The 17,799-nt window shown below is 44.4% G+C and carries 15 protein-coding genes and 3 tRNA genes; 9 read left to right on the top strand and 9 right to left on the bottom strand.

Annotation, left to right across the window (positions count from 1 at the left end; genetic code table 11):
- Nucleotides 1-37 precede the first annotated feature (37 nt).
- From D7V92_RS14950 to D7V92_RS14925, 6 genes are all read left to right on the top strand, one after another.
- Nucleotides 38-1,393, top strand: a complete 1,356-nt coding sequence (locus tag D7V92_RS14950; protein ID WP_121773198.1) for a dipeptidase — start codon at nt 38-40, stop codon at nt 1,391-1,393.
- Between the two features lie 11 nt (nt 1,394-1,404).
- Nucleotides 1,405-2,661, top strand: coding sequence for an amidohydrolase family protein (locus tag D7V92_RS14945; RefSeq protein WP_121773197.1), 1,257 nt, complete (start codon nt 1,405-1,407; stop codon nt 2,659-2,661).
- Nucleotides 2,662-2,672: 11 nt separating this feature from the next.
- Entirely contained in the window at nt 2,673-3,500 is an 828-nt protein-coding gene (locus D7V92_RS14940) for a purine nucleoside phosphorylase I, inosine and guanosine-specific (protein ID WP_121773196.1), read from the top strand.
- Between the two features lie 78 nt (nt 3,501-3,578).
- Nucleotides 3,579-3,651 (top strand) — tRNA-Gly (locus tag D7V92_RS14935).
- Nucleotides 3,652-3,667: 16 nt separating this feature from the next.
- A tRNA-Leu gene (locus D7V92_RS14930) sits at nt 3,668-3,751 on the top strand.
- 13 nt (nt 3,752-3,764) lie between these two features.
- Nucleotides 3,765-3,848, top strand: a tRNA-Leu gene (locus tag D7V92_RS14925).
- Between the two features lie 139 nt (nt 3,849-3,987).
- Here the strand turns inward: D7V92_RS14925 and D7V92_RS14920 are convergent.
- Nucleotides 3,988-6,546: an ATP-dependent Clp protease ATP-binding subunit gene (locus tag D7V92_RS14920; RefSeq protein ID WP_121773195.1), complete on the bottom strand. Its 2,559-nt coding sequence runs from the start codon at nt 6,544-6,546 to the stop codon at nt 3,988-3,990.
- 204 nt (nt 6,547-6,750) lie between these two features.
- Here D7V92_RS14920 and gyrA point away from each other — a divergent pair, with 204 nt between their 5' ends.
- Nucleotides 6,751-9,363 carry a DNA gyrase subunit A gene (gene gyrA, locus D7V92_RS14915; RefSeq protein WP_121773194.1) on the top strand — a complete coding sequence of 871 codons (2,613 nt, stop codon included), beginning with the start codon at nt 6,751-6,753 and terminating at the stop codon, nt 9,361-9,363.
- A gap of 42 nt (nt 9,364-9,405) precedes the next feature.
- Entirely contained in the window at nt 9,406-10,623 is a 1,218-nt protein-coding gene (locus tag D7V92_RS14910; RefSeq protein ID WP_009017452.1) for a lipopolysaccharide assembly protein LapB, read from the top strand.
- 299 nt (nt 10,624-10,922) lie between these two features.
- On the opposite strand, the gene D7V92_RS14905 is transcribed toward D7V92_RS14910, so the two are convergent.
- From D7V92_RS14905 to D7V92_RS14880, 6 genes are read right to left on the bottom strand one after another with little or no spacing between them, the layout of a single operon-like run.
- Nucleotides 10,923-11,456 carry an ATP-binding protein gene (locus D7V92_RS14905; protein WP_121773193.1) on the bottom strand — a complete coding sequence of 178 codons (534 nt, stop codon included), beginning with the start codon at nt 11,454-11,456 and terminating at the stop codon, nt 10,923-10,925.
- A complete protein-coding gene (locus D7V92_RS14900; RefSeq protein ID WP_008779888.1) occupies nt 11,449-12,195 on the bottom strand; it encodes a PHP domain-containing protein in 747 nt (248 codons plus the stop codon). The genes D7V92_RS14905 and D7V92_RS14900 overlap by 8 nt, the downstream gene beginning before the upstream one ends.
- Nucleotides 12,192-12,536, bottom strand: a complete 345-nt coding sequence (locus D7V92_RS14895) for a DRTGG domain-containing protein (protein ID WP_022192654.1) — start codon at nt 12,534-12,536, stop codon at nt 12,192-12,194. Before D7V92_RS14895 ends, D7V92_RS14900 begins: the two co-directional genes overlap by 4 nt.
- Entirely contained in the window at nt 12,523-13,902 is a 1,380-nt protein-coding gene (locus tag D7V92_RS14890) for a [Fe-Fe] hydrogenase large subunit C-terminal domain-containing protein (RefSeq protein WP_008772157.1), read from the bottom strand. Before D7V92_RS14890 ends, D7V92_RS14895 begins: the two co-directional genes overlap by 14 nt.
- Nucleotides 13,903-13,905: 3 nt before the next feature.
- Complete coding sequence (locus tag D7V92_RS14885; RefSeq protein ID WP_005856948.1) at nt 13,906-14,331, bottom strand: ATP-binding protein; 426 nt, start codon at nt 14,329-14,331, stop codon at nt 13,906-13,908.
- An 18-nt stretch (nt 14,332-14,349) separates the two neighbouring features.
- Nucleotides 14,350-14,694 (bottom strand): hypothetical protein, encoded by a 345-nt coding sequence (locus D7V92_RS14880; RefSeq protein ID WP_005856945.1) that lies wholly within the window; start codon nt 14,692-14,694, stop codon nt 14,350-14,352.
- A 112-nt stretch (nt 14,695-14,806) separates the two neighbouring features.
- Between D7V92_RS14880 and D7V92_RS14875 the strand changes: the two genes are divergently transcribed.
- Nucleotides 14,807-16,180, top strand: a complete 1,374-nt coding sequence (locus tag D7V92_RS14875; RefSeq protein WP_005856943.1) for an aminopeptidase P family protein — start codon at nt 14,807-14,809, stop codon at nt 16,178-16,180.
- 98 nt (nt 16,181-16,278) lie between these two features.
- On the opposite strand, the gene D7V92_RS14870 is transcribed toward D7V92_RS14875, so the two are convergent.
- Nucleotides 16,279-16,959, bottom strand: coding sequence for a hypothetical protein (locus tag D7V92_RS14870; RefSeq protein WP_121773192.1), 681 nt, complete (start codon nt 16,957-16,959; stop codon nt 16,279-16,281).
- A 241-nt stretch (nt 16,960-17,200) separates the two neighbouring features.
- Entirely contained in the window at nt 17,201-17,701 is a 501-nt protein-coding gene (locus tag D7V92_RS14865; RefSeq protein ID WP_005856939.1) for a thioredoxin family protein, read from the bottom strand.
- Nucleotides 17,702-17,799 lie beyond the last annotated feature (98 nt).

Below are 17,799 nucleotides of genomic sequence, written 5' to 3'. Positions count from 1 at the left end.
TTTGCTACAATTTATAAACTTGATAAAATAAAACGCTATGTCAGTAAAATCTTATATCGAATCCAATAAGGATCGCTTTCTTGAGGAATTGTTCTCTTTAATCCGTATTCCGTCAATCAGCGCCAAGCATGAGAATAAGCCGGACATGTTGACATGTGCCCTACGTTGGACTGAGGTGCTGTTGTCTTCCGGTGCGGATAAGGCCGAGGTAATGCCTACGAAAGGCAATCCTGTCGTATACGCCGAGAAAATGGTATCTCCCAATGCTCCGACCGTATTGGTTTACGCTCATTACGACGTGATGCCCGCCGAACCTTTGGAATTGTGGAAGAGTGAACCTTTCGAGCCGGTGATCCGGGACGGACGCATTTGGGCCCGTGGAGCAGACGATGATAAGGGACAGGGTATGATTCAAGTAAAAGGTTTTGAGACAGCGATTAAAGAAGGTTTGTTACAGTGTAACGTGAAGTTTATTTTCGAAGGAGAGGAGGAGATAGGTTCTCCTAGCTTGGAAGATTTTTGCCGGGAACATAAAGAATTATTGAAAGCGGATGTAATCCTCGTTTCCGATACAAGCATGGTCAGCGCTGAAACACCGTCGCTCACGACAGGCTTACGTGGTTTGGCTTACTGGGAAATAGAAGTAACCGGACCGAACCGCGATTTGCATTCCGGTCATTTTGGCGGAGCCGTAGCGAATCCGATCAATGTACTTTGCAAATTGATGGCAGATATCGCCGACGTGGATGGACGCATCACGATCCCGGGTTTTTATGACGACGTGGAGGATGTATCTCCTGCGGAACGGGAGATGATCGCCCAAATCCCATTCGACGAGGAAAAATATAAGAAAGCGATCGGGGTAGACGCTCTTTTCGGAGAGAAAGGCTATTCTACGCTAGAACGTAATAGTTGTCGGCCTTCTTTCGATATCTGTGGTATTTGGGGCGGATATACGGGGGAAGGAAGCAAAACGGTATTGCCTTCAAAGGCTTATGCCAAGGTTTCCACTCGTTTGGTTCCACACCAAGATCATGCCAAGATCTCCCAAATGTTTGAGGAGTATATGGCTCGTGTGACTCCGCCTTATGTTAAAGTGAAAGTTACGCCCAGTCATGGCGGGCAAGGATATGTTTGTCCGATAGACTTGCCGGCTTATCAAGCGGCAGAAAAGGCTGTTGGCATCGCATTTGGGAAGAAGCCGTTGGCGGTTCGTCGCGGAGGTAGCATTCCTATTATCTCTACATTTGAGCAGGTATTAGGTATCAAGACCGTACTGATGGGATTCGGCTTGGAGCAAAACGCGATCCATTCGCCCAACGAGAGTCAGGAGTTGGATATCTTCTTCAAGGGAATCGAGTCGGTAGCGGAATTCTACCGTTTATATAAATAAGAAGGAAGAAGATGAGTATATTAATAAAGAATGTCCTGTTCAACGATAAAACGATTGATATCTATATCGAAGGAAAAGAGATCAAGCAAATAGGAGCGGGGCTGTCCTTTCCTGCCGATAAGATACTGGATGGTAGCCGTAAAGCCGTCATTCCCGGTTTCGTGAACGCTCATACGCATGCTGCCATGACTTTGTTCCGTGGCTTTGGCGATGATATGCCGCTTATGCCGTGGCTTGAGCAAAAGATCTGGCCGAATGAGGCGAAGATGACCCGTGAGGATGTCTATTGGGGAGCGAAATTAGCCTGCTTGGAAATGATAAAAAGTGGCACGACCACTTTCTTTGATATGTATCATAAGTTCCGGGGAACAGCGGACGCTACCGAGGAAATGGGTTTACGCGGCATGATAGCCGGTGTTTGTTTCGATCACTTCCAACCGGATCAGGCGGAGAAATGCAAACGTCACAACGAGAAACTGGTTGAAGAGGTGAACGGATATAGCAAACGTATTCAATATGCCTTAGGGCCACATGCCATTTATACGGTATCCGGAGAATTACTGCAATGGTGCCATCAATTCGCCATGGAACATAATATCCCGATTCATCTGCATTTAGCGGAAACGGAAGGCGAGGTTGAGAATTCGATCAAACATTTCGGACTGTCTCCCGTACGTTATTTATATAAGTTAGGGATCTTATCACCCCGTTTGATCATCGCTCATGGAATTTACATCGATGATGATGAGCTTCGTATGCTGGCCGATCATGAGGTGAAAGTCGTACATAACCCGGCCTCAAACATGAAACTGGCTTCCGGTATTCATTTTAAGTTCAAGGAAATGCGCCAATTGGGTATTACCGTGGGATTGGGAACGGACGGTTGTTCCTCTTCCAATAACTTGGATATGATCGAGGCGATGAAGCTGGCTTCCCTATTAGGAAAAGCTTGGCGAAAAGATCCCGAAGCCTTGACTGCGAATGAGATGCTGCAAGCCGCCACAGCGGAAGGAGCCGCTATGTTCGGTTTAAAAGCCGGCCAGATCAAGGAGGGTTATTTAGCCGATCTATGTTTGATAGATCTCAACACCCCCGCTTTTACCCCGAACTTCAACTTCGTCTCCAATCTGGTATACGCCGCCAACGGCAGTTGCGTGGATACCGTTATCTGTGATGGTAAAATATTGATGGAGAATAAGAAGGTACCGGGAGAGGACGAGATTATGGAGAAAGCGGCAGAGATAGCTTATAACTTGATGAAACGTTAAATTGATTAAATATGGAAATGATTAAAACCGAACAATATCGGGAAGCGGCCGCCTATTTAGCTAGCCGGATCGAAGGTAACCCGGAGACCGCCATTATCCTTGGTAGTGGCTTAGGCTCTTTAGCCGATCAAATAACAGACCCTATAGTGATACCTTATGCAGAAATCCCACATTTTATGAAATCTACCGCTACCGGGCATAAGGGGAATTTTATTTGTGGCAAACTAGGGGATAAGCAAGTCTTGGCTATGCAAGGCCGTTTTCACTACTATGAGGGCTACACAATGCAACAGGTCACTTTTCCCGTACGTGTAATGAAGCTCTTAGGAATCAAGAACCTTTTGGTCTCGAACGCCGCTGGAGGTATCAATAATACGTTCAAGGTAGGTGATCTGATGATCATCCGGGATCATATCAATATGATGCCGAACCCGCTGATCGGTCCGAACAATGAGGATTTCGGCACTCGTTTCCCGGATATGACCCGTGCTTATGATCGTGAATTTATCCGCTATGTGGAAGAAATAGCCGCCTCCCGATCTATCCCGTTAAAGAAAGGCGTATATGTAGGTTTGACAGGCCCTTCCTTCGAGACTCCTTCCGAGTACGCTTTCTATGGAAAAGTCGGGGGAGATGCGATCGGTATGAGTACGGTACCGGAAGTAATCGTGGCACGTCATGCGGGCTTGCGTGTATTCGGTATGTCTGTCATCACGAACGAAGGTTATCACTTCGCTGACGACTTTGTAAATGATGGTGCCGATGTTATCGTAGCGGCTAATAAAGCAGCATCTGTTATGACACAACTATTTATGGAATTGGTCAAAAAAATCCAATAAAAAAGTAGCGCAAAGGCTTGGTGGTTTCAATGAAATCACTACCTTTGCACTCGCAATCGAAACAAAGCGGTTGTATATGCGGAAGTAGCTCAGTTGGTAGAGCATAACCTTGCCAAGGTTAGGGTCGCGGGTTCGAGTCCCGTCTTCCGCTCTTTCTCGTATTGATTGCCCAGGTGGCGGAATTGGTAGACGCGCTCGTTTCAGGTGCGAGTGGTTTTGCGATCGTGCAGGTTCGAGTCCTGTTCTGGGCACCCTTCCTAAAATGCGCAGGTGGTGGAATTGGTAGACACGCTACTTTGAGGGGGTAGTGCCGGTTACGGCGTGTGAGTTCAAGTCTCATCCTGCGTACTTAAGTAAAAAAAGAAATAAGAGCATGATCTATTCAATTAGGTCATGCTTTTTTTGTGTGTCAAAATGACAGACGAATAAGATGGACGAACATAAAAAAAGCCGGACTCACGCCCGGCTTCTATATTCATAGACAAACTTATTCAGCATCTTTCTTTTTTATCGAAGTCGTGATTTTCTGCTCTTCCTTATCAAAGTCTACGATAATCGTATCGCCTTCACCTACTGAGGCACGGATAATCATCTCCGCCATCTCATCTTCCAGATACTTCTGGATCGCACGCTTCAACGGACGGGCACCGAATTGGATATCGTAGCCTTTTGTGGCGATGAAATCTTTAGCCTCGTCTGTGATCGACAACTCATAGCCCAGATTTGATACACGCTGATACAGACCCTGTAACTCAATATCGATAATCTTATGAATAGCGGCTTTATCAAGCTGATCGAACATAATGATATCATCCACACGGTTCAAGAACTCTGGAGCAAACGCTTTATTCAACGCTTTCTGGATCACGCTACGGGAGAAATCCTTATCCGGCTCACCGGCCATCTGGGTATTGAAACCAACGCCACGACCAAAATCTTTCAATTGCCGGGTACCGATATTGGAAGTCATGATCAAGATCGTATTCTTGAAGTCAATACGTCTACCCAGACTATCCGTCAAACGGCCTTCATCCAAGACTTGCAACAGCAAGTTAAATACATCCGGATGCGCTTTCTCGATTTCGTCCAATAAGACCACCGAATAGGGCTTGCGACGTACTTTCTCCGTTAACTGACCACCTTCCTCGTAACCAACGTATCCGGGAGGCGCTCCGATCAAACGGGAAACAGCGAATTTCTCCAAGTATTCACTCATATCGATACGTACCAAAGAATCCGCCGAATCAAATAGATATTCAGCAAGCTTCTTGGCCAAGTGAGTCTTACCTACACCCGTCGGTCCTAGGAACATAAAAGTTCCGATCGGCTTATTCGGATCTTTCAAGCCGACACGGTTACGTTGAATTGCCTTTACGATCTTTTGAACAGCATCATCCTGCCCAACCACCTTACTTTTCAATACGTCCGCCATTTCCAGAAGCTTGACATTCTCTGCCTTAGCGATACGTTGAACAGGTACACCGGACATCATGGCAACAACTTCAGCGACCTTCTCTTCATCAACGGTCTCCCGATGTTCTTGAAGCTCTTGTTCCCATTTAGCTTTTGCGGCCTCCAGTTGCAATAAATACTGACGCTCCTTATCGCGGAAACTTGCGGCTAACTCAAAGTTCTGAGATTTCACGGCCGCTAATTTCTCATTCTTCGTATCCTCGATCTTTGCCTCAAGCTCTTCGATACTTTTCGGAACAATGATATTAGATATATGTACACGGGAACCGGCCTCGTCTAAAGCATCGATCGCCTTATCCGGGAAATTACGGTCACTGATATATCTTTCTGTCAATTTTACACACGCTTGTAAAGCATCTTCAGTATAGATCACGTTATGGTGCTCCTCATAGCGAGGTTTGATATTACGCAAGATCTGCAAAGTTTCTTCCGCCGTAGTCGGATCAACGATCACTTTCTGGAAACGACGTTCCAACGCACCGTCTTTCTCGATATTCTTACGATATTCATCCAAAGTAGTAGCGCCAATGCATTGAATCTCACCACGAGCCAACGCAGGTTTCAGCATATTCGCCGCATCCATAGATCCGGAAGCGGAACCAGCGCCAACAATCGTATGAATCTCATCGATAAAGAGGATGATATTCGGGTTCTTCGATAACTCATTCAAGATAGCCTTAATACGTTCCTCGAATTGTCCGCGGTATTTCGTACCGGCGACAATAGAAGCCATATCCAAGCTAATCACACGCTTATCGAATAACACCCGGGAAACCTTACGCTGAATTATGCGTAAAGCCAATCCCTCTACGATGGCCGACTTACCCACACCCGGCTCACCAATCAATACCGGATTATTTTTCTTCCTACGGCTTAATATCTGGGCCAAACGCTCGATCTCCTTCTCACGTCCCACAATCGGGTCTAGACGGTTTTCTGCGGCGGCACGTGTCATATCCGTTCCGAAGTTATCCAGAACAGGTGTATCATTAGGGGATTTCGGTTGAGCGGCTCCCGCTCCAGCACCGGAAGAGGGGCGAGATGCCTCACGACGAGAGGAGAAACCTTCGTCCTCGTCATCTTCGTCATCATCCGTATATCCGTCGCTGATCTCGTCGAATTCCTCCATATTATTCAAACTGGTTCCGCTTACTAATATATTATATGCGGAACGATAAGTAATACCCGCGTCGTTCAACACCTTGGCAGCAACATTAAACTCCTCTTTCAATATCGCCAATAGGAGATGTTCCGTATCGGTCTCATCTTCCTTGAATAAACGAGATTCCAGCATACTCATACGCAAGACACGTTCTGTAGTCTTACTTATAGCGATCTCATGCTGGACAGAATCCTCAGAATCGAATGTGTTCTTTATTTCTTGCTCAATCTTGCGTTTAATATCCATCGGATCGGTATGTAGCTCTCGCAAGACACGCATTGCCTCGCCTTCGCCTTCCCGGATGATGCCTAGCATCAAATGTTCCGGCCCGATATAGCTATTCTGGAGCCTAGCCGCTTCTTCACGGCTATACTCAATCACGTCAATCAATCTTTTCGAATAATTTTTCATACTATATTATATATGTACTGATTACGCAAAGTTACATAATCTATTCCAACTATCATCAAATTTCGTGCCATTATTCCTTAATAAGCCTTGAAAAGCCCGGAGGCGCAAAATTTCAAGACAAATTCTTTCGTAGTATACGGAAAAACCTTACCTTAGTGCAATTTTTCAGAGGTGAGATATTGAGTGTAATTAATATAAAACTAAATGGTTGATCAAGACAGAATTATTAAGATTAACATCGAAGAGGAAATGAAATCGGCATACATTGATTATTCAATGTCTGTCATTGTTTCACGTGCTCTTCCTGATGTTAGGGATGGCTTTAAGCCGGTTCACCGCCGTATTTTATTTGGAATGAATGAACTGGGTAACACATCCGACAAACCTTATAAAAAATCTGCGAGAATAGTTGGTGAAGTTTTAGGTAAATATCATCCACATGGCGACTCGTCTGTATATTTCGCCATGGTTCGTATGGCCCAGACATGGTCTATGCGTTATCCGTTAGTAGACGGACAAGGTAACTTCGGTTCAGTGGACGGTGATAGTCCTGCCGCTATGCGTTATACAGAGGCACGACTGAGTAAACTCGCCGAAGAAATGCTCCGGGATATCGATAAGGACACGGTAGATTTCCAGCTTAACTTCGATGATACGTTGAAGGAGCCAACCGTATTGCCGACTCGTGTTCCTAACTTACTTGTAAATGGTGGATCGGGTATCGCCGTTGGTATGGCTACGAATATGCCGACTCATAACTTGAGCGAGGTATTAGATGGTTGTATCGCCTATATCGACGCCAAGGGAGATATCGAGGTAGAGGGCTTAATGCAATATATCAAGGCTCCGGACTTCCCTACAGGCGCTACAATTTATGGCTATGCAGGCGTGAAAGACGCTTTCGAGACGGGTAGGGGACGTATCATCCTTCGCGGTAAAGCCGAGATTGAGGTGGAGAATAATCATGAGAAGATTATTATTACCGAGATTCCTTATTTGGTAAATAAGGCTGAGTTGATCAAGTATATCGCTGACCTGGTAAACGAGAAGCGTATCGATGGCATTTCCAATGTCAATGATGAGTCCGACCGTAGCGGTATGCGTATCGTAGTTGACGTGAAACGTGACGCGAACTCGAGTGTCGTACTGAATAAATTGTATAAGCTTACGGCTCTGCAATCCTCATTCAGCGTTAATAATATCGCTTTGGTGAACGGCCGTCCGAGGTTGCTTAACTTAAAAGACTTAATCAAGGCGTTTGTTGAGCACCGTCATGAGGTTGTTATCCGGCGTACAAAATATGAATTGAGGAAAGCGGAAGAGAGAGCCCATATATTGGAAGGCTTGATCATCGCTTCCGATAATATAGACGAGGTAATCGCGATTATCAAGTCTTCCAAGAGCCCGCAAGAGGCTATCGAGCGTTTGATCGAACGTTTCTCTTTATCTGAGCTTCAAGCACGTGCGATTGTAGAGATGAGACTTCGTCAGTTGACAGGTCTGGAACAAGACAAATTGCGTGCGGAATATGAGGAGATCGAGAAGTTGATCGCTTATTTGAATGAGATTCTGGAGAAAGAGGACCTTTGTATGAAGGTTATCAAAGATGAATTATTGGAAATCAAGGATAAATTTGGCGACGAACGTAAGACGGATATCGTTTACGCCTCTGAGGAATTAAATCCGGAGGATTTCTATGCGGATGATGAGATGATCATTACCGTATCTCATATGGGATATATCAAACGTACCCCGTTGAGTGAGTTCCGTGCGCAAGGCCGTGGTGGTGTAGGAGCGAAGGGTTCCGAGACTAGAGACGAGGATTTCGTTGAGTATATCTATCCGGCATCCATGCACGCGACCTTATTATTCTTCACGGCAAAAGGTAAATGTTATTGGTTGAAGGTATTCGAGATTCCGGAAGGGGCTAAGAACGCTAAAGGACGTGCGATCCAGAATCTTCTGAATATCGAGCCGGATGATAAGGTACAAGCTTTTATACGTGTTAAGAAATTAACCACCGATACGGAATTCATTAATTCTCATTACCTATTATTCTGTACGAAGAAAGGTGTGATCAAAAAGACCTTGTTGGAGGCCTATTCCCGTCCTCGTCAAAACGGTGTGAACGCTATTACATTGCGTGAAGACGATGGCTTGATCCAAGTATGTATGACGAATGGTAACAACGAGGTGATCATAGCGAACCGTAACGGCCGGGCGATCCGTTTCCATGAAAGCGCGGTACGTGTAATGGGCCGTACGGCTTCCGGAGTGAAAGGTATGACTTTGGACGAGGATAATACCGATGAAGTCGTTGGTATGATCTGTATCAAGGACAAGGAAAAAGAGACCGTACTCGTCGTATCAGAGCAGGGATATGGAAAACGTTCCTCTATCGAGGATTATCGTATAACGAATCGTGGCGGTAAAGGCGTAAAAACCATTAATATCACGGAGAAGACCGGTAAATTAGTTGCCATCAAGAATGTTACGGACGAGAACGATTTAATGATTATCAATAAGTCGGGTATCGCTATCCGTATGAAAGTGGCCGATTTGAACGTAATAGGACGTGCTACTCAAGGTGTTCGTTTGATTAATCTAGAAAAGCGCAACGACGAAATCGCTTCTGTATGTAAAGTATTGTCTGAGAGTGAAGAGGAAATAGCCGAGCAAAAAGCGGAACAAGAAGCCAGACAAGAGAATGAGGGAAGAGAGTTGAGTGAAAATCAAGCTAGTCTAGGTACCGATGTTGATCTACCGGAATCAGAGGAGGATAACGAACAAAATGATAACGAAGAAATAACTGAATAATTTTAAACAAATAGAAATATTAATCTCAAAATTACTATCGCAATGAAACGAGTATTATTAACAGTGGCACTATGTGTCGCAGCATCGGTCTCTTTTGCACAGAAAAAAGCTGTAAATGAGGCTCAAAGTATAGCTAAGGGTTCAACTCCTGATTTCTCGGAAGCCAGAACTCTTATTAAAGGAGCTTTGGAAAATCCAGAAACAAAGGATGACGCTAAAACTTGGTATGTTGCCGGTTTTATCGAGGATCAACAGTTCAGCAACGAAAGAACTAAACAAGTCTTGGGCCAACAACCGGACGAGCCTGTTATGTACGAGGCATTGGGTAGTATTTTGCCATACTTTGAGAAAGCATATGAGTTAGATCAACTTCCTAATGAAAAAGGAAAAGTTAAACCTAAGTTCACGAAAGATATCAAAGGTATCCTAGGAGCAAACCACGTATATTACATCAATGGTGGTGCTTACTATTTCGATCAGAAAGATTATAACAAAGCTTACGATTTCTTCGAGCAATACCTGAAAATATCTGATATGCCAATGTTTAAAGGTGAGGCTGTCGCTGAAAGAGATTCAAACTTCATGACAGTTCAGTTCTATGCCGCTGTAGCAGCGACCCAACTTGGCGATTCTCAAAAAGCTATCGCAGCGTTAGAGCGTGCTAAAAATACGGATTATAGAGCAAGCGAGGTATATCAATACTTATGCTATGAGTATGAGCAAGCTAAAGATACCGTGAATTTAGAGAAGACTTTGGAAGAAGGTTTGAATAAATTCCCTGAGGAACAGTATTTCTTAATGAGCCTTATAAACAATTACATCTATTCTAATAGAAATGAGAAAGCTATTGAATATTTGAACACAGCTATCGCTAAGGATTCCAACAATCCACAGCTTTACGATGTAATGGGCCGTGTTTATGAGACTGGTTTGAAAGATTACGCTAAAGCTGAAGAGTATTTCAAGAAAGCATTGGCGATCAATCCGGACTATATCGAATCTCTCTCTAACTTAGGTCGTGTATATTACAACCAAGGTGTAAACAAGCAAGGTGAGGCTAATATGATCAACGACGCAAAACAATATCAAGAGGAATTAGGCAAAGCTAAGGAATTCTTTAAGCTAGCTCTTCCTTACTTTGAGAAAGCTCACCAAATGAAACCAGAAGAAAGAGAATATATGACCGCTTTAAGAGGTATTTACTACAACTTGAATATGGGTGATAAATTCGATGCTATTGAAGCAGAGATGAATAAGTAATTTCTTCTTTCAGAATAAATGGAACCGTCTAGTAATATAAGGTTACTAGGCGGTTTTTTATTTGTGTATCATGTATCGCGGAGTAGTCATTTTTTGATCGTTCATAATACTATTAAACATAATGGGAATTATAAAATTAATGGCAAGATAAGGATAAATTAGTGCATTCAAGCAAAGCTTGTAGCTGCTTTGAGTAAAGACACAGATCTTTTCACGGCTGTGAAACGTTTGTTTCATGGATGTGAAAAGATCATATCACAGCTGTGAAAAGATCAGATCACCTATATGAAAAGATTAATTCAGCTTGACGCAACTATTTGATTCGCTATTAACTCCTTCAAATAAAGCATGACTTTCGGATGACTTAATGGCATGTCCTCTAGGATTTCTTTAAGCTCTCGCGTACTGATATCAAATGAAACCAGATCTGAATGATATGAGAAATGAATGTTTATGTCTGGATTACTGCCTATAAGCATAGCCATTGTACCCGCCAAATCTCCCCAAGGCGGACAATCAATATGAGATGAGACAAAACAAGCAACAACTACCGTACCTTTTCCCTGTATGGAAGATATTTCCACATTCCCGCCTGTTTGCTCCGCGTTTTGTATCAAGAAAGGTAAACCTAGACCCACTTTTCGTGTCGTGCGAGTCGTATAAAACGGATTACGGATCAGAGAGACTGTTTCCGGATCCATACCACAGCCATTATCCGCGATACGAATACATATGGATGTGTCCTTTATCTGTATATCTATCTCTATATCAGAAGCTTTTGCTCTGACACTATTAGCGGTTATATCCGTGATATGAAACGAGAGATTATCCATGAGAGGCGAAAATTAAGTGATTGTCTTTTTGATCAAAAGCCTTTCGTAAGCCATCGAAGGTTAATTCCTCCGTTTGCCAAATGGAGGGCTGAGTACCTATTTGTTCGGGGTAATGAGCATCCGAGGCTGAGTATTGAGTCTGCTCTTTCAAATACCCGTGAATAGACAATAACTTACTGTATCTTTGCTGATTATTATATTCAATAGCATCTAAAGATAAGCAGGGGTCTATAAAACCTAATTGACTGATCAAGCTGAATGACGGACGTTCTACATGGGCGGCTACAAATAGAGCATCCACCTTACGTGCTTGAGCGGCTATTTGGTTTACACTTTGATCCAAGGCGGAGAGCAAAAGATAGGGTACTTCTCCTAGAATCTCATTCTCCGCATTCACCCAAACTTGATCGCCAAAACGTTCCGGATCATTTGGAATTGGAGGGAGATGCTCTTCTAAATATCGTTGGAATCGCTTACGGGATTCATCGGTCGGGAAATAAACCAGACAATGCGCTTCCTCACGGGTCGTAACTTCTACGCCCGCAAAGACCCTTAGTCCGAATCTCTCGCCAAGGGATTGAATCTCCGGGCATTGTAAGGTCGTATTATGATCCGTAATGGCAATAGCATCCAAACCTTTCGCTAAGGAACGACGCACGATCTCCGATGGACTCATTTCCAGACTGCCGCATGGCGACAGGCAAGTATGGATATGTAAATCAGCTAAATACTGTTTCATCCATTCTCATTCTGTAATAAGCGGTAAATCATACCGGAAGCCTCGAACGCGGAGCGTGTAGTTCCTAAAAGAGGGACAGCCTCTTCCCTACCTTTTTGTAAGGTCTCATCATCCGGAGAGGTTCCGTTCACGATCAATACCGCGGAGACGTCTTTTAAAGTAGCCACGGCCAGTATATTCTGATGCGTTTGCATGGTAATCCATAGCATACCCTCCTCGATATGTCCCATGACATCACTTAGTAAATCGCTCGTATAGCCCCCGGTTATCTCTGTATCAAGGCCCTCTTCTCCACAAAATACAGTAAGATTCAACATCTTCACTAAATCACAAACCTTCATATTTAGCTCCTTTCTTATAACAATCCTTATTTAAACGATCTTTCCCCCATGTCTTCTCAACGATACGGAAGGCATGCTCTTGGTCTAGTTTACCGTGCTTCTCCATATTACGTTGCATAAATACGCAATCACTAAATTGAGCCTCGTGGCGTACGATATCCTCGGCCAAGCTTTGACAGTTCGGGCTGCCGCAAGCGCCACAATCGATTCCCGGTAGGTAGCACATCAATTTCCGCACTTGCTCCATTTTCTTCAGCATCTCATCGATCGTTCCATCGTACAACCGTTTGGGATTCGGTTGCACCGGACGGATCGTAATATGCTGCCTCAAATAGGATAAAGCCTCGAAATTATCGGCGGCGTATATCATCGGTACTTTATCCCGGTTCATGGATCGCTTCATGATACGCTCGGCCGTGAGGAAACGGTTCGCTACGGCTAATACACCTCCGGCACAGCTACGGTCGCAAGCCCTCAGTTCCAGAAAGTCTACGTTACGTACCTCGCTGGTCGTTTCCATTCGTTCCAAGAAATCGATCACATTATGGATCTCATCGATCGCGAGGCAACGACCGGAGAAATGTTTGGCCTCCCCTCCTGTCTGGCTCCATCGCATCTCTTTTTTCGTTAATGGCGGAGGAAGCTCACATTCCGGCTCATATCCTCTCGGGCGATTCTTAAGAATATGGTATACCTTATTATATAGGGTATCCATATTTATCACGCCTTTGATCGTAGATGAATAACCTTCCGCTCCCTTCAACGCCGCGATTTTCGCCGCACAAGGCGTAACATAAAAGATACCGATCTCTTCCGAGGGAATACCTTGCCCTTCCAATATCTTATGATAGTAAGTAGCCGAGGCGTTTACCGGCGCTTTCACCAATAAGATATTATCCACCAGCGCAGGGAAACGGACTTGTATCAACCGGACGATAGCGGGACAAAAAGAACTGATCACCGGCTTTTCCTCGGCGTTTTCCATCTGCCGTACCATTTCCTTATGGATCATATCGGCGGTAAACTCTACTTGGAAAACATGGGTAAAGCCCAGTTCCATAACGGCGCTGATAATTTCCTTCTCGGTCGTGTACTTTGAGAACTGCCCGATAAATACCGTGGGCATCAACGCTACCCTGCATTTATAATCAAATATACGCTGGAAGTCATCCTGCTCCACATAGATAGCCTCTGTCGGGCACGATTTCAAGCACTCGCCGCAATCCACGCACCAATCCTTATGGATCAAAGCCTTACCATCCCGGATACGGATCGCTCCCGTAGGACACTCTTTCATGCAATGCGTACAGCCTATACAGCGGTCATTGTCAATCTTCAAGGCATGATAAAAATTAGCTTCCTCCATGGTCTACGCTCCTTCTTTATTAAACCATGTGACCATACGTACCGTGGTACCTACGTCTACTTGGCTCTCGATCGTTAATTCATCTACGTTCTTCTTCATATTTGGAAGTCCCATTCCGGCACCAAATCCCATCTCACGCACGGCCTCGGATGCCGTCGAATACCCTTCACGCATAGCTAGCGATATATCCGGGATTCCGGGCCCTTCATCCTTCAGTTCCAAAGATATTTTATCAGCGTCCAATTCAGCGACAACCGTTCCTCTCCAAGCGTGAGCCACGATATTCACCTCCGCCTCATAAAGCGCCACGACCACCCGCTTAATGATCCGGGGATCGATAGCCAATTGCTTCAAGACCTTCTTTATCTGGCTAGACGCATAACCCGCCTTCGAGAAATTACCGCCCTCCAACTCAAACTTAAATAGCATATCTCACGACCTCCTTTCTCAATATATAGGAAGGAGCCCCGCGCTATAAAGCTCTCCGACCGTATGATACATAGAATGATCCGTCTCCAGAAGAACCATATTGTTCTCACGAGCCAGCTCCAGCATATCCGGGGTTACTTTCTTCCCCCGCACGAAAAGTATATAAGAAACTTCCGCCATCTCCGCGGTACGGATCGTTTGCAAATTACAAAGTCCTGTCACCAACAGCACATCACCACAATCCAGCGTAAGCACGTCACTCATCAGATCGCTGGCAAAAGCGCACTGCACATCGTTCTCCCGTTTCTCTGAGCCACAGACGATGGAGGCATCGGTAAGTTCTTGAATTCTTTGAATCTTCATAAGGTACCAGAGGTTACATTTTACATGGGCTAATGTAAGAAATAATTTCGAATGTCGGCCTAGTATATTACATTAATTACTATCTTTGGTACACTAACAAAAAATAATCCTTATGTTCAGTAAAGAAACTTATATGGCCCGCCGGGCTAAGCTGAAACAAACCATAGGTTCCGGTTTGTTGCTATTCCTTGGAAACGACGAGAGTGGGATGAACTACGCCGATAATACGTATCACTTCCGTCAAGACTCTACCTTCTTGTATTTCTTCGGATTGCCATACGCCGGGTTATCCGCTATCATCGATATCGATAACGATAAGGAGATCATCTTTGGCGATGAGTTGACTATAGATGCGATTGTATGGATGGGTACGCAGCCCACCCTAAAAGAGAAGAGCGAGGCCGCAGGTATCAAGGAAGTCCGTCCTTTCAAGGAGATCGAGACTTACTTGAAGAATGCCCAGCAAAAAGGCCAGCCAATCCATTATCTGCCGACGTATCGTGCGGAACACCAGATCAAGTTATTCCAATGGTTGGGTATCGTACCCGGCGCGGAGAAACCTTCCGTACCTTTCATCATGGGTGTCGTAAACCAACGAAATTACAAGAGCGAGGAAGAAATCGCCGAGATCGAGAAAGCTTGTATCGTAACCGCCGATATGCACCTGACTGCCATGCGTACCGTACGTCCGGGAATCCGGGAGTCGGATGTAGCGGCTGCCGTTGCGGAAGTAGCTTTCGCCAACAATTACCAGCTCTCCTTCCCTATCATCGCCACGATCAATGGGCAGACCTTGCACAACCATGATCATAGTCATATGATTAAGAGCGGTGATATGCTATTATTGGACGCCGGTGCCGAGACTGAGATGGGATATGCCGGAGATATGTCGTCCACCATCCCGGCCGACTCTAAGTTCACGACCCGTCAAAAAGACATCTATGATATTCAAGTAGCCGCCCATGAAGCTGCCGTAGCAGCTTTACGCCCGGGTATTCCTTTCGTGGATGTATATGAGTTGTCTTGTAAAGTGATCATGGAGGGTTTAAAGGACCTTGGTTTCGTGAAAGGAGATCCGATGGAGGCCGTAAAAGCCGGTGCTCACGCCATGTTTATGCCTTGTGGCTTAGGCCATATGATGGGATTGGATGTACATGATATGGAGAATCTGGGAGAGGTATACGTTGGTTATGACGGACAGCCGAAAAGTACGGAATTCGGACGTAAGTCATTGCGCTTGGGACGTAAGCTGGAACCGGGTTTTGTCTTGACCATCGAGCCGGGTGTATACTTCATCCCTGAATTAATGGATTTATGGAGAGGCCAGAACAAGTTCACCGAATTCATCAATTACGAGAAGTTGTTTACATATAAGGATTTCAGTGGCATACGTAACGAGGAAGACTATCTGATTACCGAGAACGGCGCTCGTCTATTAGGAAAGAAGATCCCTTTGCGTACGGAAGAAGTGGAAGCCATTCGATAAATCCTATACATTATTATATATAAGCTTATGCAAAAGGGGGAGCCTTAAAACAGCTCTCCCTTTTTGGGCTAAACGAGAAAGACAATGTATGAAACGATTTAAAAGCGGTATCCGATACTTAGAAAGAACGAATGCATAAAACGAATCCGAGGCATACTAAGCCTTTTCCCCTCTACAACGAAGTTTCGCCCTCCACTATATAAATCAAAATTCGAGAATATATACCCCAAAGAGAATATATACCGCTGGTCTATATCGAGGCTCAACATACTTTTAATATGATAAAATAACGATTTACCTCCCTTGTTCTTTATATGATCGAATTTTTGAGGTATCCATACCCCGGGAGTGTTTGGAACATAGCTTATATTAAACTCTTGATTGACAGGCAAAGGAATGGTTAATCCGGGTGAAACGACCAAAGAGAGTCCCGTATCCTTGTCTTTCCCGAATTTAAAAGCGGGAGTTACTAACTGGATGGCCGGACGTAACGCAAAGAAATGACAGCCCGGATTACTCTCATCTGAATCCCAGAACCACTGATTATCTCTTGAAAACCCCGTATAACTATCTTTCTCAATCGTATTACAGAAAAGCAACCCCATAGTAATTCCCACATAAGGAATCGGTAGATAAGTAACAGATGGCTCTACCTCCCATGCTGAATTATTATTCAAGGCACCGGAGAGTTCTACTTTCCACATATGGGATTTTTCTTCCTCTTGCGCCTGTCCCCCAAAGGTAAAGATCAAACAAATAAAGAAAAGTATAGATCTCATTATTTATAGGATGTTAGTTGTTCATTTACAGTAAAGACAGAGGACCTTCTCAATCACCCTATCCATTAGGGTTAATAAATCAAAAAGAGTTAATAATAAACACGGACTTAAAAAGAAAGCGTACATTTCCTTCTCAGACTATACATGATATTTCATCTTCTCGAAACGAAAACTCGTGAATCGATAAAAAAAGGCTGTCCCATCTTGAAGTGGAACAGCCCTCTTTGCTAAATAATACTGATTAAATTGCTTTCAGAATCTCGGTCAGTTTTTCCGGGGTGACGTTGGCGGCGATTATCACTCCTTCGTCGTTAATCAAGAAGTTCTTGAAACCTTTTCTTAAATCATACTTCTTGTACAACTCTGACTCTTTACCCAGTCCTTCGTGAAATTGCGTTGACAGATCCAACTTGTCAATCTTTACCGTCTCGGTAAAAATAGATTCTTTCTCATCCATAGAGATCGAACACATCGCGATTTTGTCCGGACCAAACTTGTTAACCTCATTCGCCAATTGCACGTTACGAGCCCGCGATTCCGCATCGTAAGCCGCCCAAAAGTTGAGCAATGTATAACGTCCTAATTGGTTGTGGAAACTGGCTTTAGCGTCGTTTCCCAAAAACTCTATTCTCGGAGCTAGATCACCGGGGTTCACACCCTCGGTAAGTTTCGCCTTTTTCGAACCGGCAGACATCCCTAATAACGCTACCGATGCGATGAGAACATAAGCTCTTACCTTCATATTTTCAATTTTACGTTAAACTTAATCGGGGGAATCTCCCGGGGGACAAACTCCCGACTCCTGATTTTCAGGATCGTAAACAAGCATGTTTCTTTCGC

Origin of the sequence: Parabacteroides sp. CH2-D42-20 (assembly GCF_003670185.1) — a bacterium.
Lineage (GTDB): Bacteria > Bacteroidota > Bacteroidia > Bacteroidales > Tannerellaceae > Parabacteroides > Parabacteroides distasonis.
Note: the sequence above shows the minus strand (reverse complement) of the source record. Positions and strands in the feature narration are given on the sequence as shown.

Coding starts and splice junctions, on each gene's coding strand:
- D7V92_RS14950 (WP_121773198.1), top strand. CDS start 38: ATGTCAGTAAAATCTTATATCGAATCCAATAAGGATCGCTTTCTTGAG.
- D7V92_RS14945 (WP_121773197.1), top strand. CDS start 1,405: ATGAGTATATTAATAAAGAATGTCCTGTTCAACGATAAAACGATTGAT.
- D7V92_RS14940 (WP_121773196.1), top strand. CDS start 2,673: ATGGAAATGATTAAAACCGAACAATATCGGGAAGCGGCCGCCTATTTA.
- D7V92_RS14920 (WP_121773195.1), bottom strand. CDS start 6,546: ATGAAAAATTATTCGAAAAGATTGATTGACGTGATTGAGTATAGCCGT.
- gyrA (WP_121773194.1), top strand. CDS start 6,751: ATGGTTGATCAAGACAGAATTATTAAGATTAACATCGAAGAGGAAATG.
- D7V92_RS14910 (WP_009017452.1), top strand. CDS start 9,406: ATGAAACGAGTATTATTAACAGTGGCACTATGTGTCGCAGCATCGGTC.
- D7V92_RS14905 (WP_121773193.1), bottom strand. CDS start 11,456: ATGGATAATCTCTCGTTTCATATCACGGATATAACCGCTAATAGTGTC.
- D7V92_RS14900 (WP_008779888.1), bottom strand. CDS start 12,195: ATGAAACAGTATTTAGCTGATTTACATATCCATACTTGCCTGTCGCCA.
- D7V92_RS14895 (WP_022192654.1), bottom strand. CDS start 12,536: ATGAAGGTTTGTGATTTAGTGAAGATGTTGAATCTTACTGTATTTTGT.
- D7V92_RS14890 (WP_008772157.1), bottom strand. CDS start 13,902: ATGGAGGAAGCTAATTTTTATCATGCCTTGAAGATTGACAATGACCGC.
- D7V92_RS14885 (WP_005856948.1), bottom strand. CDS start 14,331: ATGCTATTTAAGTTTGAGTTGGAGGGCGGTAATTTCTCGAAGGCGGGT.
- D7V92_RS14880 (WP_005856945.1), bottom strand. CDS start 14,694: ATGAAGATTCAAAGAATTCAAGAACTTACCGATGCCTCCATCGTCTGT.
- D7V92_RS14875 (WP_005856943.1), top strand. CDS start 14,807: ATGTTCAGTAAAGAAACTTATATGGCCCGCCGGGCTAAGCTGAAACAA.
- D7V92_RS14870 (WP_121773192.1), bottom strand. CDS start 16,959: ATGAGATCTATACTTTTCTTTATTTGTTTGATCTTTACCTTTGGGGGA.
- D7V92_RS14865 (WP_005856939.1), bottom strand. CDS start 17,701: ATGAAGGTAAGAGCTTATGTTCTCATCGCATCGGTAGCGTTATTAGGG.